The organism is uncultured Zoogloea sp., assembly GCF_937894855.1.
Lineage (GTDB): Bacteria > Pseudomonadota > Gammaproteobacteria > Burkholderiales > Rhodocyclaceae > Zoogloea > Zoogloea oryzae.
Genome location: NZ_CALAYQ010000173.1, coordinates 29,995 through 53,973, shown reverse-complemented (window position 1 = coordinate 53,973; position 23,979 = coordinate 29,995). Strand labels below are relative to the sequence as shown.

General features: G+C 67.8%; 21 protein-coding genes and 1 pseudogene. 12 read left to right on the top strand and 10 right to left on the bottom strand.

Going from position 1 to position 23,979, the window contains the following annotated elements; genetic code table 11:
- The first annotated feature begins 108 nt into the window (after window positions 1-108).
- The 7 genes from Q0672_RS19435 to Q0672_RS19405 are packed head-to-tail and all read left to right on the top strand — an operon-like array spanning window position 109 to window position 6,948.
- Window positions 109-837: a PilW family protein gene (locus Q0672_RS19435; RefSeq protein ID WP_298624907.1), complete on the top strand. Its 729-nt coding sequence runs from the start codon at window positions 109-111 to the stop codon at window positions 835-837.
- Window positions 834-2,996 (top strand): DNRLRE domain-containing protein, encoded by a 2,163-nt coding sequence (locus Q0672_RS19430; protein ID WP_298624905.1) that lies wholly within the window; start codon window positions 834-836, stop codon window positions 2,994-2,996. Before Q0672_RS19435 ends, Q0672_RS19430 begins: the two co-directional genes overlap by 4 nt.
- 45 nt (window positions 2,997-3,041) lie before the next feature.
- Window positions 3,042-4,139, top strand: coding sequence for a pilus assembly protein PilM (gene pilM / locus Q0672_RS19425; RefSeq protein ID WP_298624903.1), 1,098 nt, complete (start codon window positions 3,042-3,044; stop codon window positions 4,137-4,139).
- A gap of 1 nt (window position 4,140) precedes the next feature.
- Entirely contained in the window at window positions 4,141-4,737 is a 597-nt protein-coding gene (locus Q0672_RS19420) for a DUF6752 domain-containing protein (RefSeq protein ID WP_298624901.1), read from the top strand.
- Complete coding sequence (locus tag Q0672_RS19415) at window positions 4,734-5,282, top strand: hypothetical protein (RefSeq protein WP_298624899.1); 549 nt, start codon at window positions 4,734-4,736, stop codon at window positions 5,280-5,282. Before Q0672_RS19420 ends, Q0672_RS19415 begins: the two co-directional genes overlap by 4 nt.
- A complete protein-coding gene (locus Q0672_RS19410) occupies window positions 5,279-5,623 on the top strand; it encodes a hypothetical protein (RefSeq protein ID WP_298624897.1) in 345 nt (114 codons plus the stop codon). Before Q0672_RS19415 ends, Q0672_RS19410 begins: the two co-directional genes overlap by 4 nt.
- The gene (locus Q0672_RS19405; protein WP_298624895.1) at window positions 5,620-6,948 is read left to right on the top strand and encodes a type II secretion system protein GspD; all 1,329 of its coding nucleotides are present in this window, start codon (window positions 5,620-5,622) and stop codon (window positions 6,946-6,948) included. The genes Q0672_RS19410 and Q0672_RS19405 overlap by 4 nt, the downstream gene beginning before the upstream one ends.
- Before the next feature lie 6 nt (window positions 6,949-6,954).
- Here the strand turns inward: Q0672_RS19405 and Q0672_RS19400 are convergent, their stop codons facing one another.
- The gene (locus Q0672_RS19400) at window positions 6,955-8,985 is read right to left on the bottom strand and encodes a ferrous iron transporter B (RefSeq protein ID WP_298624893.1); all 2,031 of its coding nucleotides are present in this window, start codon (window positions 8,983-8,985) and stop codon (window positions 6,955-6,957) included.
- 164 nt (window positions 8,986-9,149) lie between these two features.
- On the bottom strand, window positions 9,150-9,800 hold the full coding sequence (locus Q0672_RS19395) for a response regulator transcription factor (protein WP_298624891.1): 651 nt from the start codon (window positions 9,798-9,800) through the stop codon (window positions 9,150-9,152).
- Between Q0672_RS19395 and Q0672_RS23550 the strand changes: the two are divergent.
- The 5 genes and pseudogenes from Q0672_RS23550 to Q0672_RS19375 all read left to right on the top strand — a co-directional run.
- Window positions 9,765-10,286: pseudogene (locus Q0672_RS23550) on the top strand (TonB-dependent receptor plug domain-containing protein); the annotation flags it as partial. The gene Q0672_RS19395 and the pseudogene Q0672_RS23550 sit on opposite strands and share 36 nt — an antisense overlap.
- A gap of 73 nt (window positions 10,287-10,359) precedes the next feature.
- A complete protein-coding gene (locus tag Q0672_RS19390) occupies window positions 10,360-11,955 on the top strand; it encodes a TonB-dependent siderophore receptor (protein ID WP_298624889.1) in 1,596 nt (531 codons plus the stop codon).
- A gap of 6 nt (window positions 11,956-11,961) precedes the next feature.
- A complete protein-coding gene (locus tag Q0672_RS19385) occupies window positions 11,962-12,891 on the top strand; it encodes an ABC transporter substrate binding protein (RefSeq protein ID WP_298624887.1) in 930 nt (309 codons plus the stop codon).
- The gene (locus Q0672_RS19380; protein WP_298624885.1) at window positions 12,888-14,771 is read left to right on the top strand and encodes an ATP-binding protein; all 1,884 of its coding nucleotides are present in this window, start codon (window positions 12,888-12,890) and stop codon (window positions 14,769-14,771) included. The genes Q0672_RS19385 and Q0672_RS19380 overlap by 4 nt, the downstream gene beginning before the upstream one ends.
- Before the next feature lie 67 nt (window positions 14,772-14,838).
- The gene (locus Q0672_RS19375; protein ID WP_153163142.1) at window positions 14,839-15,252 is read left to right on the top strand and encodes a PhaM family polyhydroxyalkanoate granule multifunctional regulatory protein; all 414 of its coding nucleotides are present in this window, start codon (window positions 14,839-14,841) and stop codon (window positions 15,250-15,252) included.
- A gap of 44 nt (window positions 15,253-15,296) precedes the next feature.
- Here the strand turns inward: Q0672_RS19375 and Q0672_RS19370 are convergent, their stop codons facing one another.
- The 8 genes from Q0672_RS19370 to Q0672_RS19335 all read right to left on the bottom strand — a co-directional run bounded on the left by Q0672_RS19370 (window position 15,297) and on the right by Q0672_RS19335 (window position 23,978).
- On the bottom strand, window positions 15,297-16,196 hold the full coding sequence (locus Q0672_RS19370; RefSeq protein ID WP_298624882.1) for an AEC family transporter: 900 nt from the start codon (window positions 16,194-16,196) through the stop codon (window positions 15,297-15,299).
- Between the two features lie 113 nt (window positions 16,197-16,309).
- On the bottom strand, window positions 16,310-17,545 hold the full coding sequence (locus Q0672_RS19365; protein ID WP_153163140.1) for a phenylacetate--CoA ligase family protein: 1,236 nt from the start codon (window positions 17,543-17,545) through the stop codon (window positions 16,310-16,312).
- A gap of 722 nt (window positions 17,546-18,267) precedes the next feature.
- Entirely contained in the window at window positions 18,268-19,068 is an 801-nt protein-coding gene (locus Q0672_RS19360; RefSeq protein WP_284187073.1) for an ABC transporter ATP-binding protein, read from the bottom strand.
- 160 nt (window positions 19,069-19,228) lie between these two features.
- Window positions 19,229-20,551: an ABC transporter substrate-binding protein gene (locus tag Q0672_RS19355; RefSeq protein ID WP_284187074.1), complete on the bottom strand. Its 1,323-nt coding sequence runs from the start codon at window positions 20,549-20,551 to the stop codon at window positions 19,229-19,231.
- A gap of 174 nt (window positions 20,552-20,725) precedes the next feature.
- Window positions 20,726-21,793 carry a branched-chain amino acid ABC transporter permease gene (locus Q0672_RS19350; protein WP_284187075.1) on the bottom strand — a complete coding sequence of 356 codons (1,068 nt, stop codon included), beginning with the start codon at window positions 21,791-21,793 and terminating at the stop codon, window positions 20,726-20,728.
- A 20-nt stretch (window positions 21,794-21,813) separates the two neighbouring features.
- Window positions 21,814-22,239, bottom strand: coding sequence for a hypothetical protein (locus Q0672_RS19345; RefSeq protein WP_298624878.1), 426 nt, complete (start codon window positions 22,237-22,239; stop codon window positions 21,814-21,816).
- A gap of 14 nt (window positions 22,240-22,253) precedes the next feature.
- The gene (locus Q0672_RS19340) at window positions 22,254-23,180 is read right to left on the bottom strand and encodes a branched-chain amino acid ABC transporter permease (protein WP_284187077.1); all 927 of its coding nucleotides are present in this window, start codon (window positions 23,178-23,180) and stop codon (window positions 22,254-22,256) included.
- A 15-nt stretch (window positions 23,181-23,195) separates the two neighbouring features.
- Complete coding sequence (locus Q0672_RS19335) at window positions 23,196-23,978, bottom strand: ABC transporter ATP-binding protein (protein WP_284187078.1); 783 nt, start codon at window positions 23,976-23,978, stop codon at window positions 23,196-23,198.
- Window position 23,979: the final 1 nt, after the last annotated feature.

Here is a 23,979-nt window from a genome sequence, read left to right as displayed (position 1 = left end):
CAACGCCGACGGCGACAACAACCCCTTCACCGGCACCGACGCCGACCTGATCTGGGTCCGCGCCGCCATCACCGACCCGCCGGTCGAGATGACCACCCTGGTGACCCGATGAAGCCGCAGCGGGGTGTCGCCCTGGTCGAGCTGCTGGTCGCCGCGATGATCGCCGCGCTGGTGCTGGGCAGCCTCGCCGGCATGCTCGGCGGCCTGCGCCAGAGCGACGCCGTGATCGGAGAACGCGCCACCCTGCAGCGCGACGCCCGGCTGGCGCTGGAGCGCATCGCCGCGATGGTCGAGGCCAGCACCCGTCTGATGGTGCCCCTCGAAGTGACCACCACCACCCGCGACGTGCTCGCGGTAGCCCTGCCACCCGGGCTCGACCGCAACGGCGACGGCTACGCCGATGCCGACAACAACAAGAACGGCGTCGTGGACGACGACCTCCCCGCCGACGAGACCAACGACGGCGGCGCCGGCATCATCGGCATCGACGACGACGGGAACGGCCTGGTGGATTACGGCGTGAGCGTCGCCGACAACGACGAGAACGGCACCATCGGCAGCGCGCCGGTCGCCCCCAGGACCGGCGCCGACTGGATCGACCCGGTGGTGTATTACCGGGTAGGCACCCAGCTGGTGGAGCGCCTGCCCAACATCGCGCCCTTCAACGGCAACGACTACTCCGTGCGCCCCATCGCCGACAACGTGACCGCCTTCAGCGTCACCCGCGTCGCCACCGGCAACCGGCGCTACCGGGAAGTCCTCGTCCAGCTCACCCTGACCGGCCCCGGCGGTGAAACCGGCAGCTGGTCGCGCCGCCTGCGGGTGGGGGCGCGATGAGCCGCCGCGTCCGGGGCTTTCTGCTGCTGCCGGTCAGCCTGCTGCTGATCGTCATCGGGGTGATCACCTTCGGCCTCGTGCAGGACATCGGCACCGGCGCCCGCAGCAACCTGCGCGAAGCCGAACGGGCCCGCCGCCTCGCCGAGGCCGGCATCGCCCACGCCACCTGGAAGCTCAACCAGCTCACCACCTGCAGCGGCTACACCGACCTGCCCGCCACCGCGGCAGGCAGCGACAGCTACAAGGTCAGCGTCAGCCCCACCTCCGGCAGCCCGGTCACCCTCACCGCCACCGCCACCCTGGCCAGCGGACTGCCAGGCGCCCGGGTCACGGTCAGCCGGCAGGTGCCCAAGACCGCCGGCAACACCCTCACCTACACCGTCAAGACCGACAGCAGCGGCGCCGACACCTACCTTGACGCCACCAATTTGGCGAAGAACTACGGCGCTTCCACCACCCTGCTGCTCCAGCAGGGCGCCAGCTACCCCCTGCTCCAGTTCGACCTCTCCACACTCCCGAAGGGCAGCCGCATCGTCGACGCCCAGCTCGTCCTGTACCGGGAGAACGCCGGCAGCCTGTCCCTGTCGGGGCGCGTCGTGAACGCCCACCGGGTGCTCGAGCCCTGGGAGCCCGGCACCAAGAACGGCAGCAACGCCGCCGACGGCGCTACCTGGCTGACCCGCGACGGCTTCAAGGCCTGGCAGATGGTCGGCCCCAGCGTCGAGTCGACGAGCGCGCTCGATACGCCTCACACCCACTACTACCTGTCGGGCTACACGATCACCTGGGGCCTCACCAACCTCGTCCAGGGCTGGGTGGACCAACGCTATCCCAACTACGGTGTCCTGCTCGTCCCCACCTCCAGCTTCAGCGAGGCCTACGCCTCGGCCGAGGCCTCCGACGCCACCCGCATCCCCAAGCTGGTCATCAAGTACATCGCCCCCTGCGGCGCGCTCAACCCACCCCAGGACGGCATCAGCGGCCGGGTGGCCTGGTGGAAGCTCGACGAGACCACCGGCGCCTCTGCCGGCGACGCCATCGGCGGCCACACCGGCAGCGTCACCGGCGGCAGCTGGAGCAGCGCTGGCGGCGTGGCTGGCGGCGCGCTCAGCTTTGGCTCGGCAGGCAAGATCACGGTCACCCACACCAGCGACCTCTCCATGAGCGGCGACTTCAGTCTGGCCGCCTGGATCAACATGAGCGATCGCAACGGCAAACGCCCCGTCCTCTACAAAGGCACCGCCGCCAACGAGGCCAACTACGCCATGGGCACCCGCGACGGCGAGATGTACTTCGAATACTTCGCCAACAACGCCTGGCGCACCTACACCACCACCGGCCTCAACCTGAAACCCGGCACCTACTACCACCTGGCCGCCACCTACAAGGACATCCTGCGCCAGATCAAGCTCTACGTGGATGGCAATCTCGTCGGCACCTTCACGGCCAGCTTCGGCAACACGCCTGTCGTCAACAGCCGCAACCTGCTGATCGGCAACACCCCCTACAACGAGAACTTCCTCGGGCGGCTCGACGACGTGCAGATCATCGCCTCGACCCTCGACGCAACCGGTGTGCTCGGCGCGATGGGCGGCAGCGTGCGCCTGCCGGCTGCCGACGCCTACGTCTCCAGCAACCTGCCCAGCAACGTCAACTACGGCACCACCACACCGCTGCAGGTCGCCTACATTCCTGACAACCGGCCGATCCTGCGTTTCGACCTGTCGAACATACCTGCCGGCACCGTCATCAAGCGCGCCATCCTGTCCTTCCACGTGGAGAACTCGGTCATCCTCAGCCTCTCCCTCAGCGCCAAGCTCTACCCGCTCACCGAAAGCTGGCTCGAAGGCACCCAGAACGGCGCCATCTCGAGCGGCGGCGTCAGCTGGAGCAGGCGCCAGAACGCCCCGGACCTCGCCTGGACCAACGCCGGCGGCACCTTCGCCAACAGCCTCGCCGGCACCCTCTCCCTGCCCCTGGGCGCCTCGCCCCAGCGCTACTGGGAGGTGAACATCACCACCACGGTGCAGGAATGGGTCGACGGCGTGCGGCCCAACAACGGGCTGGTCGCCCTGATGACCTTCGGCGAGGACTCCGCCACCATTTCCAGCCGCGAAAGCCTGCGCCAGGAACCCCGCCTCGTCATCACCACCAATTAGGCCTCGATGCTCAAGGAATGACCGGCGCCCGCCGATATGGGTGCCATGGAGTACAACGCACTCTGGACATCCCTGAAAGGCCGCCTCGCCGGCCTCAATGCCCCGTGGCCCGCCATCCGGCGGAACACGCCCATCGGCTTTGATCTCGCCAGCGAGCGCCTCAACCTCGCCCAGATCACCCGTGCCGGCACCGAGCTGCGCTGGCAGGCGGTGGCCGGGCTGCCCTACCCCACGCCCCGCGCCGAGCTGCTCGCCGATCCGGCGGCCTTCCGCAGCTTCGTCCGCGACGGGTTCAAGCGCCACGGTTTTCGCGGCCGGCGCGTGGTCAGCGTGCTGCCGCCGGGTGAGCTGCAGGTCATCTCGGTGGACTACACCACCCCCAACGGCCAGGACGACACCGCCACCCTGCTGCGCACCCTCAAGGATCGCTTCAAGAGCGGCCTCGACGACGCGGTGGTGGACGTGCTCCCGATCCGCCGCCCGCCCGAGAGCAACCTGCGCTCGGCGGTGGTCGCCGTGGCCCCCCGGGAGCGGGTCATCGCCCATCTCGAACTGCTCCAGTCCGCCGGGCTTGAGCCCGTGGCCGTGGACATCGGCCCCGCCGCGCTGGCCCGGGTCGCCCGGGCGCTGGTCACCGGCGATCCACGGGCCAACCAGCTCATCATCAACTTCGGCGCCCGCCACAGCTACCTCACCCTGCTGTGGGGCCGCCGGCTGATGTTCGACCGCAGCCTCGACTTCGGCGAAGCCCATCTGGCCGACACCCTCGCCCGCAACCTCGACCTGCCCGCCGAACGGGCCCTCGCCCTGCTGCGCAAGCACGGCCTGCCCAGCCGTGGCGACGAGATCAGCAGCACCATCGTCGAGCTGCTCCAGCCGGATTTCCAGCAGCTCGCCCACGAGGTGGCGCGGGTGCTGATCTACTTCGCCTCCCAGACCCACGGCGGCTCGGTGGATGGCATCTACATCTGCGGCAGCATCGCCCGCCTGGACGGCGCTGCCGAATTCATCGGCCGCCTGCTGGCGATGCCCGTGCAGGTGCTCGACCTGTGGAAGATCCCCGGCAACGAGGGCGTGCCCATCGTCGAACCGCCGGCCGGGATGACCGTCGCCGCCGGCCTCGCCCTGCGCGCGACCGCCTGACATGGCCGACATCGACCTGATCCCCGCCTCCTGGCGTGCCGAACAGCGGGCGCGACGCACCCTGCGCGGCGGGCTGGTCGCCGTCGGCTGCGCCATCGCCGCGGTCGCCGCAGCGCGCGTCGGGATCGAAATCGCCAACCGCCAGGCCACCACCGCGCTGCAGACCCTGCAAGCCCAGCGCCGCGACAGCGACCGCATCGCGGCCCGGCTCACCGCCCTCAACGCGCGGGTCGATGAAGCCCGCGAGCTGTCCCGCAAGATCGCCGCCCTGCGCGGCCCCGACGTGGTGGGCGGCGTGCTCGTGCCCATCGACGACGCCCTGGGCGAGTCGGTGTGGTTTGACGAGCTGATCTACACCCGCATCCCCGCCCTGCCCCAGCCCGGCACCACCATCGCCCCGGCCGACGCCAGCCTGGCCATCCACGGAAAGGCGCCGGACCCGGCCACCATCGGCGCGTTCGCCGAGGCCCTCGCCAGCGCCGGCCCCTGCGCCAAGCCCCGGCTGGTGCCCGGCAACGTCAAGCAGTACAACCGCTTCGAGCTGATGGAGTTCGCCCTCAGCTGCCCGCTCACGCTGCGTAGCGGAGACAAGTCGTGAAGTTTCCCCGCGCCCTCCTCGCCCTCGACATCCGCGTGCTGCGGCTCGTCGCCGGCGCCCTGTCGGCGGTGATCCTGCTGGTGGGCTGGGGCCAGATCCTGCGCCCGGCGTGGCAGTCGCGCCAGGCGGTGCTCGCCCAGGCCGCCGGCATCCGCGAGGCCATCGCCAGCCTGCCCGACCAGCAGGCCCGGGCCGACGCCCTGGGAGCCGAAGCGGCCCGCCTCGAAACCACCCTCGACGCCGCCGACACCGCGCCGGCGCGCCTGCCCGGCGTGCTCGACAGCCTGGCCCGCAGCCAGGGCGTCGAGCTGCTGCCGGTGTTTCCGGGCCAGCAGAGCGAATCCGACGGCCTCGTCGAAACCCGTTACGACCTGGAAGCCGGCGGCAGCTACCCGCAGCTGGTGGGCTGGCTCGCCGCCATCGAGGCCCGCCTGCCCAACGCCGGCCTGCAGGAGCTCCGTTTCACCCGACAGGCGAGCAGCGGCAGCGTGAACCTGCGCCTGCGCCTCGCCGTGTATCGCCGTCCGGGCGCCCGCCAGCCATGAAGCACCGCCTGCCCCCCGCCCTCCTGCTGCTCATCGCCACGGCGGCCACCGCTGCCGAGCCCAGGCTGCACCACGACCCCTTCCGCCGGCCCGGCGGCACCGCCCTTGCGCCCGTCGCGGGCGAAGCGCCGGCGCCCGTCGAATGGCAGCCCCGCCTGCGCGGCGTGCTGCTGTCCGGCCCCAGTTCCCTCGCCAACGTGGACGGCCAGATGGTCGCCATCGGCGAAAAACTCGACGGCTACCGCCTGCTGTCGGTCACCGAATACCAGGCCGTTTTTGAGAAGGACGGACGCCGCGTCACCCTCGACATGCGCCGTCCGCCCCGGGAGTCCAGACCGTGATCCGCCATCGCCTCGCCACCGCCCTCGTGGCCTGCGCCCTCGCCGCCACCGGCCAGCCGGCCGCCTTCGCCGCCGACCCCGCGCCCCGCCGAATCACCGTCAATCTGCGCGACGTGCCGGTGGGCGACGTGTTCGAGATGCTCTCCCGCAACGAGAAGATCAACGTGCTGGTGGGCAAGGGCGTCACCGGCAACGTGTCGGTCAACCTCTACAACGTGAGCGCCGACGAGGCCGTGCGCACCGTGGCCGAGGCCGCCGGCTACGTGGCCGAGCGCCGCGGCGACACCTTCCTGGTGGTCGAGCGCAAGGACGCCGGGCTCGACGGCCTCTCCGGCAACACCCGGCTGCGCACCTTCAAGGTCCAGTACTCCAACCCCAAGACGGTCGCCGACATCCTCACCAAGCACATCTCCCGCTACGGCAAGATCACCCCGCTGCTCGAACGCAACCTGATCGTCGTCGAAGACCAGCCGGCCTTCGTCGATCGCATCGAGACCCTGCTCCAGCAGGTGGACGTGCAGCCCCGCCAGATCCTCATCGAGGCCAAGATCCTCGAGGTGCGGCTCGACCGCAGCGAGGCCTTCGGGGTGGATTGGTCGAAGATCGTGGGCGGCAGCGATCGCAGCTACAGCGTGGGCACCAAGGGCCTCGCCGACCGCACCGCCAGCGGGCTGTTCTTCAGCGTGGTGAGCGACAACCTGAACATCTACCTGAGCGCACTGGCCAGCAAGGGCCGGGTGCATACCCTCGCCACGCCCAAGCTGCTGGCGCTGGAAAACCAGCAGGCGATCACCTCCATCGGCGACCAGACCGGCTACAAGGTGACGACCACCATCAACCAGGTGACCACCGAATCCATCCAGTTTCTCGAATCCGGGGTGATCCTGCGGGTCACGCCGTCCATCGACGAGCGCGGCCGCATCCTGATGAAGATCCACCCCGAGGTGAGCACCGCGAGCGTGAACAACAGCATCCCGTCGAAGAACAGCACGCAGGTGAACACCACCCTGATCGCCGAGGACGGGCAGGCGATCTTCATCGGCGGGCTGATCCGCAACAGCGCCAACTACAAGCGCTCGGGCATTCCGGTGCTGGGCGAGCTGCCCGTGCTGGGGGCTGCGTTTTCCCACTGGGAGGATGCGGGCACCAGCACCGAGACGGTGGTGGTCATCACCCCGCGCATCGTGCGCGAGCCCGAGGTCGTCGCCACGCCAGCGGCCGCGCCGGGCAATCCGGCCGCCCGGCTGGAGGACAGCGAACCGCCGCTCCTGCGCAGCGCGGCCGGGCTGGACGAATCCCTCGAACGCCTGCGCCCGCGGGACTGATCCGCCTCAGAAAACCAGATTGACGCCCTGCAGGACGATCCGGCACAGCGCCGCGATGCCCAGCGCCACGGCCACCGACAGCCCCACCGAGAACACCGCGTCGCGCTTGCCGATAGTCTTCAGCATCACCGCAAAGGTGGACACGCAGGGCACGTAGAAAGTCAGGAAGACCAGGAAGGTGGCGATCTGCACCCAGCCCAGCTGGAGCGAGATGTCCTGGGTGCCGAGGGCCTGATAGACCATCAGCAGCGACAGCTCCTTGCGCAGCACGCCAAACAGGATCGGCACGCCCAGCGCCACCGGCAGGCCCAGCCACCAGCTCGTCACCGGCAGCAGCAGCATGTTTATCACTTCATCGGCACCGAAGTGGGCCAGCAGCGCCAGCACCACGCTGCCCAGCACCAGCAGCGGCGTGACGATGGTCAGGATGTCGCTGGTGCGCTCCCAGGTAATCGCCAGCAGACGCCGCCACTGGGGCAGCGCGTAGGACGGGATCGCCTGGATCAGGCCCGGGCTGGCCTTCACGTAGCGGCGGGTAAGCAGCTTGCCGGCCACCGCGATGATCAGCATCGTCAGCAGGAAGATGCCCAGCACGCCTTCCCAGCCGAGGTATTTGCCGCCGATCGCCAGCACGATGGCCGAGCGCGCCGAGCACGGCACGAAGGTGATGAGGAGCGACGCCACGATGCGCTCGCGCCCGGACGAACTGGCCGCCACCGCCGACAGCGCCGGCACGTTGCAGCCCAGCCCCAGCAGGAAAGGCACCGCCACGCCGCCATGCAGTCCGATGCGGTGAAAGCCCCGATCCACCACGAAGGCGACCCGGTGCATGATCCCCGATTCTTCAAGGCTCACCAGCAGCAGCACCAGCGGCAGCATGTAGGGCACCACGATGCCGACGAGGCCCACGAGGCCGTCGGCCACCGCACGCCCGATGACGCCGAGCGTGGTGTCCGGCTCCCACTGGCCGACCCACGCCGCCAGCGGCGCGGAGGTGAGCGCGTCGAGGGCGGTGCTCACCTCGAAGACCATGAACAGCACCAGCGCAAACACCGCCAGCGTGCCGATGAAACCCCAGCGGGGGTGCAGGAAGATGCGGTCGAGGGCGCGCTTCCAGCCGGCCTTCTCGGCGGCGTGGCCGAGCCGGCTGACCTGTTCGTGGAGCGCCGCCGCCCGGTAGTGGCGATCAGCGAAGAGCTCGTCCGGCAGCGGCCGTGGCAGCACCCGGGCGGCGTCGGCGCGAGCCGCCTCGACGGCCGGCACCAGATCGGGGAAATGCCGGGCCAGCTCGGACGCGAACCAGGTGTCGCCCCGCGCCACCTGGGTGAGCAGCAGCGCCCGGGGCACGCGGAAGGCGGCCTCCACCTCCGGCGTGTCGAGGATTGCGTTGAGCGGCGCCAGGGCCTTGCGCAGGTGAGCGCTGGGCAGCTGGGGCAGCGGGCAGCTTCGGGCGTGGAGCAGCTGGAGCGCCGTCTCGAAGACGGTGGTGATGCCCTTGCCCATGTGGGCGACGGTGGGCACCACCGGCACGCCGAGCGCCTCGGACAGCGCCGCCACGTTGATGTAGACGCCCTTCTCGCGGGCCTCGTCGAGGCGGTTGAGGGCGATCACCAGCGGCTTGCCCAGCTCGCAGAGTTCCTGGGCCAGCGCCAGGCTGGATTCGAGGGCGGTGGCGTCCACCACCTGGATCAGCAGGTCGGGCGCCTTGAAGCCGGCCTGCCCATGCCGCGCCGGCTGCCCGGTGAGGAGCGCCATCAGCAGCAGGCGGTCGGCCTCGTCGAGATCATGAAAGCTGCGCAGGGGCGGCAGATCGACGAGGGCGGCCTCCTCGAGGCCGACATTGACCTGGCAGGTGGAGAAAGCCAGGCTGCTGCCGTCGAGCTGGCCGGATTCGACCGCGGTGCTCGAGGCCGCCTGGAAGATGGTGCTCTTGCCGGTGCGCGGCAGGCCCACCAGGGCAATCTGTGGCCGGCGCTCGCCCCTGAGCAGGCTGCGCGGCAGTGAAACCGTTGCGACGACCGGCGCTGCAGCACCCATCAGCAGTCACCTCGCCCTTCAATCCGACTCATCGACAATCGCCCGGCAGTGATCCATTGCGCCCGATTATAATCAGTAATAAGAATTGTTCGCAAAAAGGTGGTGCATACATCCCTGCTCGCCCGGACGTCGCGGAAGCGACCGGACGCAATACCGCCAGAACCTCAGACCCGCAGACCAGCCCGGGTCATCATCAGCAGGGCCTGCGCCCGGCTGGTCACCCCCAACGCCCGCAGGATGGCCGAGACGTGGACCTTCACGGTGCCTTCCGACAGACCAAGGAACTCCGCGATGTCCCGGTTCGACTTGCCCTGGGCCACGAGCTCGAGCACCCGGCCCTGGGCCGCAGTGAGCTGGAAGCGTTCGGCGAAGGCCTGGCTGGCGCGCCGGCTGCGGCTGCCGCCATCGCTGCCGCCGGTGGCCGCCTCGGGGGTGAACACCCCGCCGGCCAGCACGGTACGCACGGCTTCGATCAGGGTGTTGCTGGGGCTCGCCTTGGAGACGAAACCGGACGCACCGGCCTTCATCGCCCGCTGCACCGACTCCCGGTCGTCCAGCGCCGACACCACCAGGGCCGGCACGTCGGGAAAGCGCTTGGCGATCACGCCAAGCAGGGAAAAACCATTGATTTCCGGCAGCATCAGATCGACGACCAGCAGGTCACAGTCCGGATCGGCCTCAAGGAGCGCGAGCGCATCGGTGGCATTGCTGGCCTGCTGGCAGTGCACGCCCTCGCCCACCTGGGCAAGGGTCAGGGCCATGGCTTCCCTCACCAGCACATGGTCTTCGATAATCAGAATACGTGTCTGCATCATGGCCGCCAATTCATTGCGGATAAGTCGGTTTTCGATTCGCCTTGGCAGTTTAGCCTACCCAGCCCTGCCCAAAACGTACAAAATCGTGGTTTGCTAGCCAATTCGGCAAAAACCATGCCGCCCATCAAGATTACACATCGCCTCTCTGCGCCCCTGCGCACGCTCCCCCTGCTGATCACGCTCCTGCCGCTGACAGCGCTTGCCAACCCCGATGACATCAGCGAGGCCGGTCACCTGAGTGACCTGCCGGTCGTGCTGTCGGCCACGCGCCTGTCCCAGGCGCCGGCCGATGCGCCGGGCGCCGTCACCGTTCTCGACCGGGAGATGATCCGCGCATCAGGTGCGCGCAACATCTACGAGCTGTTTCGCCTCGTGCCCGGTTTTCAGCTCGGGATGCACACCGGCAACCAGCCGCTGGTCACCTACCACGGGCTGTCCGACGACGCCCCCCGGCGGATGCTGGTGCAGGTGGACGGCCGCTCGATCTACTCGCCCTACCTGATCTCCGGGGTCGAGTGGAACCAGATCGGCGACCTACGGCAGCAACGCCTTCCTCGGCGTGGCCAACATCATCACCCGTTCGCCCTCCGAGACCCTCGGCGGCGCAGTACGCTACCGCGTGGGCGACAACGGCATCAACGATGTCGGTGCCCGCATCGGCCACCAGTTCAACGACGTGGCCATGCGCCTCTCCGTCTCGCGCACCTACGACCACGGCTTCGGCAACTACGACAAGGGCGCACAGAACATCAACGACTGGCGCTACACCCAGCTCGCCACCCTCAACACCGAATGGCGCGCCGACAGCGCGAACAGTGTCGACTTCCAGACCGGCTGGACCGACTCCCACGAAGGCACCGGCAAGGATCAGAACGCCACCGACCCCGAACGGCCGATGCGCATCTACACCGGCTTCGGCCTGCTGCGCTGGCGCAACGCCCCGGCCCCCGGCGAGGAGCTGACCGTCACCTTCTACCACCAGGAAGAAAACGGCCGCGACCACTACAACCTCGACGTGCCGGCACGCGTCACCCTCGGCGGCACAACCCGGACAATCTACGTGCCGGTGCGCTTCGACTACGACTTCAAGGCCACCCGCGACGACCTGGAACTCCAGCGCATCACCACCCTGGCCCCGTCGCTGCGGGCCGTGATCGGCGCCGGCTGGCGCACCGACCTGATCGCCGCGCCGTCACGCTTCAACACCAACGAGCCGGTGCGCAGCACCGTGACCCGCGCCTTCGGCACCCTCGAGTGGCGCGCCAGCGAGCGCTGGCTGTTCAACGTCGGGACGATGATCGAGGACAACTCCCTCACCCGGGTGGCACTGGCACCGCGGGTGTCAGCCAACTATCATATGACGGACAGCCAGACCTGGCGTATCTCGGTCAACCGCTCCCATCGCAACCCGATGGCGTTCGAGCAGAGGTCCAGCATGATCTTCAGCAACTCGGCGCCGTTCTCGATTCCCGGGCGGACCATCCCGGCGGGCACCCCGATCAACCAGACCTTCCGCCCGTCGCCCGATCTCCATGCCGAGCGGATCACCACCTATGAGCTGGGCTATCTGGCCGAGCTGCGCGAGATCGCCACCATCATCGACGCCCGGCTGTTCCTCGAACGCGCCCGCGATCTGGTCGAGATGAAGCTCGAGCCATCCACCGTCGGCCTTTTCTCCCGCAGCAACACGCGCTACTTCACCAACAGTGGCGAGGCCAACATCCGCGGCCTGGAGATCTCGGCCACCTGGCGCCCGTCCCCGCGCACCTGGCTGACGGCCCACCACACCGCCCTGCGCATCGACAACCCCAACTTCAGCGCCACCGAAGCCAAAACCAACTCCAGCGGCTGGATCGAATACAGCGCGCCCAAGCAGAGCTCCACCCTCTTCGGCGCGTGGGAGTTCCTGCCCGGCTGGCAGTTCAGCTTTGCCAAGCACTGGATCGGGTCGATGAGCTGGTACCAGGACAACTGGCACAAGACCGCGCCCTACCGCCAGCTCGACCTGCGCCTCGCCCGCCGTCTCCCGGCCAGCATCGCCCGGGGTGAGGTCTCCGTCACCGCCCGCAACGTGGACGGCCCGGATCAGACCTACGCGCCAGACACCTCCTGGTGGGCCCGTACCATCTTCGCCGGCGTGACTCTGGAACTCTGACGCCTGATGAGGCTGATCCGGCGCGCCTTCGTCGTCACCCTGCTGGCCCTCCTGGCCTGCGGGGTGCCGCTGCACGCGCTCGCCGCATCGGTGGTGCTCGTGATGTCAGAAGAGAGCGCCGCCTTCAGCGAAGCCGCCGAGGCCCTCACCAACGAGCTGCGCAATGCCGGCCACCGCCCCCAGACGCTGATGCTTCCGCTGCGCGCCGAAGACGCCGCCGCCCTCGGCAACACCGGGCTGGTGGTCACCTTCGGCACCCGCGCCGCCCAGACCATCGCCAACCTCGCCCCCCGCACCCTGATCCTCCACACCCTGCTGCCGCGCAGCGCCTACGAGCGCCTGCCCAACCGGGGTGACGACACCCGGCGGGTGTCGGCGGTGTTCATCGACCAGCCCGCGTCGCGGCAGATCGAGCTGCTGCGCATTGCCCTGCCCGACTGGCCGCGGGTCGGCCTGGTGGTCGGCCGCGAGAGCACCGAGCTGGGCAGCCGCCTGCAGGCCAGCGCCCGGGACAAGCGGCTGCGCCCGGTGCTCGAGTACGCCAGCGAGGAGAGCGATCTCTACCCCGCCCTGCAGCGCATGCTGGCCGAGCCCACCGTGCTGCTGGCGGTGCCCGACACCCAGCTCTTCAACAACCGGACCATCTCCAACATCCTCCTGACGGCCTATCACCACCGCTCGCCGGTGATCGGCTTCTCGCCCGCCTACGTCAAGGCCGGCGCCCTGTTCGCCCTCTACAGCACGCCAGCCCAGATCGGCCAGCAGGCCGGCGAGGCCGCCCGGATCGGGCTCGTCAGCGGCAGCCTGCCGCCGCCCACCGCGCCGCGCCAGTTCCGGATCAGCACCAACACCTACGTCGCCCGCTCCCTGGGCATCACCCTCGAAGACGCCAACGTACTGCGCGAGCGGCTCGAACGTGCGGAGAACCCGCCATGATCAGCGAACGCAACCTCGACATCCGGGCCCGGACCATCCTCATCGCGGTGCTGCCGACGATGGTGATGGCGTCATTGCTGATCGGCTACTTCACCTCATCCCGGCTCTCCGACCTCGAAGAAGTCCATCGCCAGCGGGGCAAGGCGCTGGCGCGCCAGCTCGCCGCCGCCAGCGAGTACGGCGTGTTCTCGGGCAACCTCGAAAGCCTGCGCAAGCTGAGCAACGCCATCGTGGTCGAGAAGGATGTGGTGCGCGTGGTGGTCTTCGGCCCCCAGCAGCAGGTGCTCACCGAACTCGCCACCCCGGATCCTCGCCCTCCGGGGAGCGACGATCCGCCCCAGCGCTTCCGCGAACCGGTCACCGGGGTTGGCGTGAACATCGAGGACGCCTTCCTCGGCAACGGCAATGGCAACGCCCCCACCGGCACCGAACAGCGCGGCGAGGTGCTCGTCGAGATGACCCAGGATTCCCTGCGCGCCGAAGAGCGCCACCTGCTCTGGCACGCCTTCCTGATGGTGATCACCGTGCTCATCGCCAGCGTGGCCCTGGCCCTGCGGATGAGCCGCGGCATCTCCGGCCCGATCCAGCGCATCGCCACCACCGTCACCCGCTTCGGCCAGGGCGATCTCGCCGCCCGCGTGCCGGTTGAAGGCGGGCGCAGCCTGCGCACCCTCGCCGAGGGCGTCAACGACATGGCCGACAAGCTCGGCGCCTCGCGGGAGGATCTCGAACGCCAGATCGAGGCCGCCACCCGCGAGCTCCTCGAAAAGAAGGAAGAAGCCGAACGGGGCAACCGGGCCAAGACCCGCTTCCTGGCGGCCGCCAGCCACGACCTGCGCCAGCCCATGCACGCCCTCGGGCTGTTCGTCGCCGAGCTCGGCCAGAAGCCCCACGCCCCCGACACCCACCGGCTGGTCGAACAGATCGCGGTGTCGGCCGAGACGATGGAAAACCTCCTCGACAGCCTGCTCGACATCTCGCGCCTCGACGTGGGCGTGCTCGACCGCCAGATCAAGCCCTTCCCGCTCCAGCCGCTGCTCGAACGGATCGAAGTGGATTACCGCCGCGAGGCCGAGATGCGCGGTCAGCGCCTGCGCCTGCGCCCCACCAGCCTGTGGGTCGAGAGCGATCCGCTGCTGCTCGAACGCATCCTCCACAACCTCATCAGCAACGCCCTGCGCTACGCCCCGGGCGGCACCATCCTGCTGTGCTGCCGCAAGCGCGGCCGGCGGGTGCGCATCGAGGTGCGCGACAACGGCCCCGGCATCGCCCCCGACGCCCAGGAGGCGATCTTTCAGGAGTTCGTCCAGCTCGACAACCCGGAGCGCAATCGGGCCAAGGGCCTCGGGCTGGGCCTCGCCATCGTGCGCCGGCTCACCGATCTCCTCGACCACCCCCTGTCCCTCAAGTCCAGCCCCGGCCGCGGTGCGGTGTTCGCGGTCGAGCTGCCCACCGCCGCCCCCGGGGTCGTCGCCGAGGGCAGCCACCCGGTTGCCAGCCAGGCCCTCAACGGGCTCCACGTGGCGCTGGTGGACGACGACGAACTGGCCGTCGCCAGCACCGTCGGGCTGCTCGAATCCTGGGGCTGCCAGGTCAGCGCCGCCGACAACCAGGCCGACATCCTCACCGCCCTTGAAGCCGCCGGCTCGCCGCCGGACATCATCCTGTCCGACTACCAGATCGCCGGCGCCGCCGACGGACTCGAGACCATCCAGCGCCTGCGCGCCCACTTCGGCAAGCCGATCCCGGCGATCATCCTCAGCGGCGACACCTCGTCGGCCACCGCCAACGCCGCCCAGCAGGCCGAGATTCCGCTCCTGCACAAGCCCGTCCGCCCGGCCAAGCTGCGGGCCCTGCTGCAACGAAAAACCCAAGGCTGATGCGGGCGGAGTACGCTTCGGTTAAGATCAATCACTGATTTCACAACCAGACAAAAGGGGGAGAGCAATGAGCACCGAAAACAATGCACAGGATCCGCTGGAATTCATGCGCAGCATGTGGGGCAAGATGGGCTTCAGCCTGCCCGGCATGGTCACCCCGACCCTCGACGTGGATGAGCTCGACAAGCGCATCGCCGACATGAAGGCCGTCGAGAACTGGCTCAAGATGAACCTCAGCTCCCTGCAGATGGCCACCCAGGGCCTCGAGATGCAGCGCGCCACCATCGCCACCATGCAGGCCATGAGCAAGATCGCCTCGGAAGGCGGCAGCACCCCCGAAGCCGCCCAGCCCAACCCCTTCGCCAGCGGCATGTGGCCGTGGAACCTGATGCAGGGCGCCGCGGATGCCTCCAAGGCCGCCCAGGCCGCGCCGGCCCCGGCACCCGCCCCGGCCAAGTCCAGCCGCAGCAAGGACAAGTAATCTCCCCACAACCCCGGCACCCGCCGGGGTTTTGCCATTGGGCCTCAGGCCGCGCGCAGCAGCGTCAGCCAGGCCGTCAGCGTCACCGCCGCGGCCACCGTGGTGGCCGAGATCAGCCGCGCCACGCCGGGCCCGTCGCCCCCCAGCCGCATCGCCAGAATGTAGGCCGACGACGCCGTCGGCAGGGCGGCAAACGCCACCGCCACCTGGAAGGCCACGCCCGTGAGCCCCAGCGCCCGCCCCAGCCCCCAGGCCACAGCCGGCAGCGCCACCAGCTTCACGGCGCACAGATAGATCGTCCCGAAACGCCCGCCTTCGCTGCGCCCCAGCCGCAGCGCCGCGCCGACCGCCAGCAGGCCCAGGGTCACCGCCGCATCCGCCAGCCGCTGCAGGAAAGGCACCACCGGCGCCGGCAGCTGCGCACCCGACAGGTTGAACGCCAGCCCGGCCAGGGTTGCGATGATCAGCGGATTCTTCGCCAGCTCCTGCCACAGCCGGCCCTGGCCGTGGCGTACCAGCATCGCCACGGCCGCCATGTTGGCAAAGGGCACCATCGCCCCGCACAGGGCACCCATGGTCGCCACGCCGGCCGCCCCCGACAGTTTGCCGGCCACCGCAATGCCGATGTAGGTGTTGAAACGATAGGCGCACTGCAGGCGCGACGCGAAGGCCATCGCGTCCAGCCCCATCAGCGGCCGCCCGGCAAGGCCCAGCAGCAAGCCGGCTGCCATCGTGACCAGCCCGACCACGAACAGCGGGCCCATGGCGGCGATGTCGATCGTCGCCCGGGCCAGGGCGTGGAACAGCAATGCGGGGAAGAAGATGAAATAGACCAACTTCTCGACGCCGGTCCAGAAGGCGTCCGCCAGCCCGAAATAACGGCGCAGGAGCACGCCCATCGCGATCAGCGCGAAGTCGGGAAGGAGCAGCAGCAGGCTCTGCATCGCTCAGAAAAATGGCGTGACGGGCAACATCACGCCAGTGTGCCTGAAGGCCGGGCCCGGTTCGATCCGGGCTTTCCGCAAGGGGCCGCCGGGGATGCCGGCAGCCCGACGGATCACTCGTACTTGCGCTGGTCGTCGATCACCTTGCCGTCGTTGGCAAGGCTCCCGGGCGCGCAGAAGGTCACCTCGCCGCGCAGCTTGGTGAGCTCGCGGATCGAGGCCGCCACCGCCTCGGCGAGGCCCTCGGCCGGGGCGGCGAGTTCGCAGTGGAGGGTCATCCGGTCGGCGAGATCCGGGTTGTCCACCACCAGCCGACCGCGGCCGATCTCCGGGTGGCGCTTGAGCACTGCCGCCACCTGGCCCGGATGCACGAACATGCCCTTCACTTTGGTGGTCTGGTCGGCCCGCCCGAGCCAGCCCTTGATCCGCGTATTCGTGCGGCCGCAGGGCGAGATGCCCGGCAGGATCGCCGACAGGTCGCCGGTGCCGAAGCGGATCAGCGGGTAGTCGGGGTTGAAGGTGGTCACCACCACCTCGCCCACCTCGCCGGGCGCCACCGGATCGCCGGTGCCGGGGCGGACGATCTCGAGGATCACTTCCTCGTCGAGCACCATGCCCTCCCGGGCCGGCGTCTCGAAGGCAATGAGGCCCAGATCGGCGGTGGCGTAAGCCTGGTAAGCCTGGATGCCGCGGGCCGCGAGGGCCTCACGCTGGCTGGGCGGAAAGGCCTCGCCGGAGACAAAAGCCTTCTTCAGGCTGTCGAGCTTCACGCCCTGCTCGTCGGCTTTCTCCAGCAGGATGCGCAGGAAGGACGGCGTGCCGGCGTAGGCATCGGGCCGCAGGTCGAGCATCGCGGCAAGCTGCATCTCGGTCTGGCCGACGCCCGCCGGGAACACCGTGCAGCCCAGCGCATGGGCGGCGGTTTCCATCATCGAACCGGCAGGGGTGAAGTGATATGAGAAGGTGTTGTGGACCAGATCGCCGGCGCGGAAACCCGCCGCGTAAAACGCCCGGGCGAGCCGCCAGTAATCCTTGCGGGCGCCCTCGGGCTCGTAGATCGGCCCCGGCGAGGCGAACACCCGGGCGCAGGCGCTGCCCCACCGCACCGCCGCCAGCCCGCCGAAGGGCCGCGCGGCCTTCTGCAGTTCGGAGAGATCGGACTTGCGGATCACCGGCAGCGTGGCCAGCGCCTCGCGGGTGGTGATCGCGGCCGGGTCCACATCCTTCAGCAGCGCGGCGAAGGCCGGCGCGTGGGCCTTGGCGTGAGCCACCTGAGCGGGCAGCCGGGCGAGGAGTTCGCGCTCGCGATCAAGGGGATCGCGGGTTTCACGGGCGTCGTAGTAGTTCATTGGGTCTCCGCGTCCTTCTGGTTTTTTCGTTCGTCCGGTTGCAGGACGTTTTTTCCTGTTATCAACGTACCGTTGGCGAGGTAGCGCCCCCGCCCCCCTGCCAACCAAAGGCACCGTGTAGGTCGGACTTCAGTCCGACATCAATGCCACATCAACCCGGGCTTGTCGGACTGAAGTCCGACCTACAGCACATTCGTTGGCCGAGACTCCCCCCGGCGGGCGACCGACTCTCTTGCTTCACCAATAAAGGAAGCAAAGACATTCACGTAGGTCGGGTTAGCGCAGCGTAACCCGACGCCCGAACCCGACCGACCGACACGCGCTGGCACCAGGCCACGTCGGGTTACGCTGCGCTAACCCGACCTACCCAAAACCGCGTCAACTCCGCACTCCATCCAGCCAAGGCTCGGTGGTTCCCCGGAGCCCGTCTGAGGCGCCGAGCAGCGCACCGGCGGGCGGGGCTTTCCGGCGCAGCTGTCTGAGCCCGCAGGGCGAGTTCTGCGCCGGCCGCCTGACGGGAGCAGCGCAGGGGAGTCATTCGCAAAGCGAATGACCGCCGAAGCCGGGTCGCCTTTCTTGCCTACTTCTTTGGCGAAGCAAAAAAGTAGGTCGCCCGCCGGAACGAACTCCCCGGCCAATCCCTGCCAACCGAAGGCACCACCGCATCAACCCGCGATGTCGGACTGAAGTCCGACCTACAGGGAAGCGCCCCGCAGCCTTCCTTACGACAACCAGCGCTTCCGGCGCCGGTAGTGCTTCACTTCCCGGAAACTCTTCCGTCCCTCCGACGAAAGCCCCAGGTAGAACTCCTTCACGTCTTCGTTCGTCCGCAGGTCGGCGGCGTCACCTTCCATCACCACGCGGCCGTTCTCCAGGATGTAGCCGAAGTCGGCGTAGCGCAGGGCGACCATGGTGTTCTGCTCGGCCAGCAGGAAGCTCACGTTCTCCTTGCTGTTGAGGTCCTTCACGATCTCGAAGATCTCCTCGACGATCTGCGGGGCGAGGCCCATCGACGGTTCGTCCAGCAGGATCATCTCGGGCTTGGCCATCAGGGCGCGGCCGATGGCGCACATCTGCTGCTCGCCGCCCGAGGTGTAACCGGCTTGCGAGGTGCGGCGGGTCTTGAGGCGCGGGAAGTAGGCGTACACCTTCTCCAGGCTCTCCTTCAGCTCCGCGCGGGACTGGCTGCGGGTGTAGGCGCCGGTGAGGAGGTTCTCCTCGATGGACAGGTGACCGAAGCAGTGACGGCCTTCCATCACCTGGATCACGCCCTGCTTCACCAGATCGGCCGGCGTGAGCTGGTCGATGCGCCGGCCCTTGAACTCGACGCTGCCCTTGGTCACGTCACCGCGCTCGGCCCGCAGCAGGTTGGAGATCGACTTGAGCGTCGTGCTCTTGCCGGCGCCGTTGGCACCCAGCAGGGCGACGATCTTGCCCTGGGGCACCTGCAGCGAGACGCCCTTGAGCACGAGGATCACGTGGTCGTAGATGACCTCGATGTTGTTGATGCTGAGGTAAGACATGGCGTCGGCCATCCTCCGGTGCGGGGCGGCGCGGGCCACCCTCGGTCGTTCTTGTTCTTGGAATGTCGGGTTACGCTGCGCTAACCCGACCTACGCAACTGCGGGGATTCGGTAGGTCGGGTTAGCCCGCAGGGCGTAACCCGACGAAACCGGCCCCCGATCAGCCTTCCTTCGAGCAGTCGCGCGGCTTGATGCCTTTTTCCTTGGCGTAGGCGGCGGCGGATTCTTCGATCATGCCGCGCACCAGCGGACGGTCGGAGTCGATCCAGTCGGTGATGACCTTCCACTGGTTGCCGTCCCATTGCTGGAACTTCACCTTGCCCGGGCCTTCGTGATCAGCACACGACAGCTTGAGCGGCGGCATGAAGCCGGTGGCGCCCAGGGCCTTCAGGCGGGCGTCATCCAGGTTGAGGTTCTCGAAGCCCCAGCGCATCTGCTCGCCGGTCATCGCCTTGCCCTTGCCGAACTTCTCCTGAGCCTTGCGGATCGCTTCGACGGTGATGATCCCGTGCACCACGCCGCGGTTGTAGTACACCGAGCCGATGCGGGTCTTGTCTTCCATGTTGCCCTTGTCCTTGCCGTACACGTGCTTCTTGATGTCGGCGACGACCGGGTAGTTGGCGCCCGGCACGTTGAAGCCGGCAGCAATGAAGCCCTTGGCGGCGGGGCCGGCGGGGATGGTGTCTTCCTCGGCGCCAGACCACCACACGCCGAGCAGCTTCTCGCGGGGGAAGCCGGTCTTGGCCGCCGCCTTGATCGCCGTCGGGTTCATCACGCCCCAGCCCCACAGGATCACGTAGTCGGGCTTGGCCTGGCGGATCTGCAGCCACTGGGACTGCTGCTCGTTGCCCGGGTGGGCCACCGCGATCTTCAGGACTTCAAAGCCGTGCTTGGCGGCCAGCTTGTCCATGATCGCGTGGGATTCCTTGCCATAGGCGGAGTCGTGATAGAGCAGGCCGATCTTCTTGCCCTTCAGCTTGTCCATGCCGCCTTCCTTCTGGCCCATGAAGTTCACGATGGCCGAAGCCTGGGACCAGTAGGTGGTGATCATCGGGAAGACCCACGGGAACACGCGGCCATCGGCGGCATCGGTGCGGCCGTAGCCGATGGTGACCATCGGGATCTTGTCCTGGGCAACCTTCTCGAGCACCGAGTAGGTGATGCCGGTGGAAACCGGCTGGAACACCGAGTTGCCGGTGGAGCCTTTCTTCTTCAGACGCTCGTAGCACTCGACGCCGCGGGCGTTGTTGTATTCGGTCTCACACTCTTCCCAGGTGAGCTTGACGCCATTGACGCCACCGTCCCGCTCGTTGATGAGCTGCATGTAGTCGATCCAGCCACCGAAGATCCCGGCGCCGCCGGCCGCGTAGGGGCCGACGCGATAGCTGGGCAGGCCGATGAACTGTTCGTCGGCGCTCGCCACGGCACTGCCCAAGAGGCCGGCGATGGCAGCACCCAGCAGAACGGTGTGCTTGAGTTTCATGGTGTGTCTCCTTTATTGGTGTGGGTGCTACGACGAAACAGGGTTATTACCCACGTTCGTGAAGAAAGCGTCGCGAGCAGGCCCGAGGCTGGAACGAGGAGCGGAGCTGTACGTGAGGTACAGCGAGCACCGGAGTTTCAGGATCGGGACGCGCAGTAGCTTTATTCATGAACGTCAGTGCGGGAAAGGCCACAGGCGGAGCTTCTCTTTCGCGATCTGCCACAGGCGGGCGAGGCCGTGGGGCTCGACGATCAGGAAGAAGATGATCAGCCCGCCGAACACGATCAGCTGGAAGTTGGACACGAAGCCCGCCCCCAGGGATTGGCCGAAGATCATCGGCACGAAGTTGTCCAGGAAGATCGGCAGCAGCACGATGAAGGCCGCCCCGAGGAAGGAGCCCATGATCGAGCCGACCCCGCCGATGATGATCATGAAGAGGATCTTGAACGACAGGTCGAGGTTGAAGGCTTCGGGCTCGACAGTGCCGATGTAGGTGTAGGCGTAGAGCGCGCCGGCCACGCCGCAGTAGAAGGAGCTCACCGCGAAGGCCAGCAGCTTGGTGCGCATCAGGCGGAAACCGATCACCTGGGCTGCCACGTCCATGTCGCGCACCGCCATCCAGGCCCGGCCGGTGGAGGAGCGGACCATGTTCTTGGCCAGCAGCGCCATCACCACCACGATCAGGAAGGTGAGGATGTACTTGGCCTCCGGCGACGCGAAGGTGTAGCCGAGGATGGTCACGTCCTGGGCGGTGACGACGCCCGACGACGAGTTGTTGGAGAACCACGGAAACTTCACCAGCGCCCAGACGATGAAGAACTGCGCCGCGAGGGTTGCCACCGCCAGGTAGAAGCCCTTGATGCGCAAGCTTGGTAGCCCGAACAGGATGCCCACCAGCGCCGCGGTTGCCCCGGCAAGCACCAGCGCCACCAGAAACGGCATGCCGTCGATGCGCAGGATGAAGTTGTAGGCCGCGAAGGCCCCCACGGCCATGAAGGCCGCCGACCCGAGGGACAACTGCCCCGCGTAACCGGTGAGGATGTTCAGCCCGAGGGCGGCGAGGGAGAAGATCAGCACCGGGATCAGGATGGCCTTGAGCCAGTACTGGTCGGCGAGCAGCGGCACCGCCACGCCGAACACCAGCATCAGCACCCAGAACCCGATGCGGTCCTGGCGGATCGGAAAGATCCGGGCATCTTCGGCATAACTGGCCTTGAACTGGCCGGCTTCACGGTAAAGCATGGGTGGGTCTCCTTCTCCGCTCAGGCCGCTGTCCGCAGCGGGCTGACAGTCTTGTTATGGTGTTCGGCGATGGCCTCTGCGGGGCGCGCGGGCTGGGATGCATCGATGCGCAGGAAGCGCGCAGGCTGGCGAGGACGCTGTTGCACGCCCAAACCCTTTGTTTCGGTGCTGCGAAGAAACACTTCGTCGCTGCGAAGAAAGGTTGCAGCGCTGCGAAGAAAGGTTTCGTTGCTGCGAAGAAAGGTTGCAGCCTCGAACATAAGGAGTTGACGCTCCAAACCTTTATGTTGACGGTCGAACATCAACATTTCGCCCTCGAACATAAGCAGTTCACCCTTCAACATCGACCTTTCGCCCACCAGCATCGACTGTCTGATCGCGGAAGAAGGCTTCGCGGCGGCCAGACCCTTCATCGTCGCGGCGCCAGAGGCATGGATTCGGTTCATCGCCTTGCTCCCGGTCACACGCGGTCGATGTGCTTCTCGCCGAACAGCCCTTCGGGGCGCACGAGCAGGAAGGCCAGGGCCAGCATGTAGGGGAACCAGCCTTCGATGCCGCCTCCAACGAACGGGCCCACATACACCTCGGCCAGCTTTTCGGAGGCGCCGATGATGAGGCCGCCGACGATGGCGCCGGGCACCGAGGTGAAGCCGCCGAGGATGAGCACCGGCAGCGCCTTGAGGGCCGTGAAGGTGAGGGCGAACTGCACGCCGTTGCGGGCGCCCCAGATCATCCCCGCCACCAGCGCCACGAAGCCCGCCACCGCCCACACCACGCGCCAGATGGTCTGCAGCGGGATGCCGATGGACAGCGCGGCCTGGTGGTCATCGGCCACCGCCCGCAGGGCCCGGCCCACCTTGGTGTATTGGAACAGCAGGGCCAGCAGGGCGACCAGCGAGGCGGCCACGCCCGCGGCGAAGAGGTCGAACTTGGAGACGCCGATCTCGTAGTTGTCCATCAGCCAGGCGATGGGCTCATCGACGATGCCCAGATCCAGCCCGCGCACGGTGGCGCCCCAGGTCATCTGGGCGAGGCCCTCGATCACGTAGGTGAGGCCGATGGTGGCCATGAAGAGCGTGATGTGCGGCTGATTGACCAGCGGTCGCAGCACGATGCGCTCGGTGAGCGACCCGAGCACGATCATCGCGATGAAGGCCAGCAGGAAAGCCAGCCAGAACACCCCGCTGCTGTCCGCCTCCAGCCCCAGCCAGCCGGGCAGCACCTCCTGAAAGCCGACGAAGGTGAGCGCGGCGAAGAACACCATCGCCCCCTGGGCGAAGTTGAACACCCCCGAGGCCTTGTAGATCAGCACGAAACCGAGGGCCACCAGGGCGTACATGACGCCCGACAGCAGGCCGCCGATCAGTACTTCGATGAAAAATTGCATGGTCTCCCCCGCCTCTTAGTGTGAGGTGCCCAGGTAGGCCTTGATGACCTCCGGGTTGTTCTTCACTTCGTCCGGTGCGCCATCGCCGATCTTCTTGCCGTAGTCGAGCACCACGACGCGGTCGGAGATGTCCATCACCACGCCCATGTCGTGCTCGATGAGGACGATGGTGGTGCCGTAGTGGTCATTCACGTCGAGGATGAAGCGACACATGTCCTGCTTCTCTTCCACGTTCATGCCGGCCATCGGTTCGTCGAGGAGCAGGATGTCCGGCTCGGCGGCGAGCGCCCGGGCCAGCTCGACGCGCTTCTGCAGGCCGTAGGGCAGGCGGCCCACCGGCGTCTTGCGGATGTTCTGGATCTCGAGGAACTCGATCACCTCTTCCACCTTGATGCGGTGCGCGATCTCTTCCTTCTGCGCTGCGCCCCAGTAGAGCGCGTGCTGCAGGAAGTTGCACTTCATCTTGAGGTTGCGCCCGGTCATGATGTTGTCGAGCACGGTCATGCCCTTGAACAGCGCGATGTTCTGGAAGGTGCGGGCGATGCCCTGCTCGGCCGCCTCGTGGGGCTCCATCTTCTTGCGCAGCGCCCCCTTGAAGAAGATCTGGCCTTCCTGGGGGTGATACACGCCGTTGATGACGTTGAGCATCGAGCTCTTGCCCGCGCCGTTGGGGCCGATGATGGAGCGGATCTCGTGCTGCTTCACGTTGAAGCTGATGTCGGTGAGCGCCTTCACGCCGCCGAAGCGCAGGGAGATGTTCTGGAGGTCGACGATCACGTCGCCAATCTGTCTGGCCATG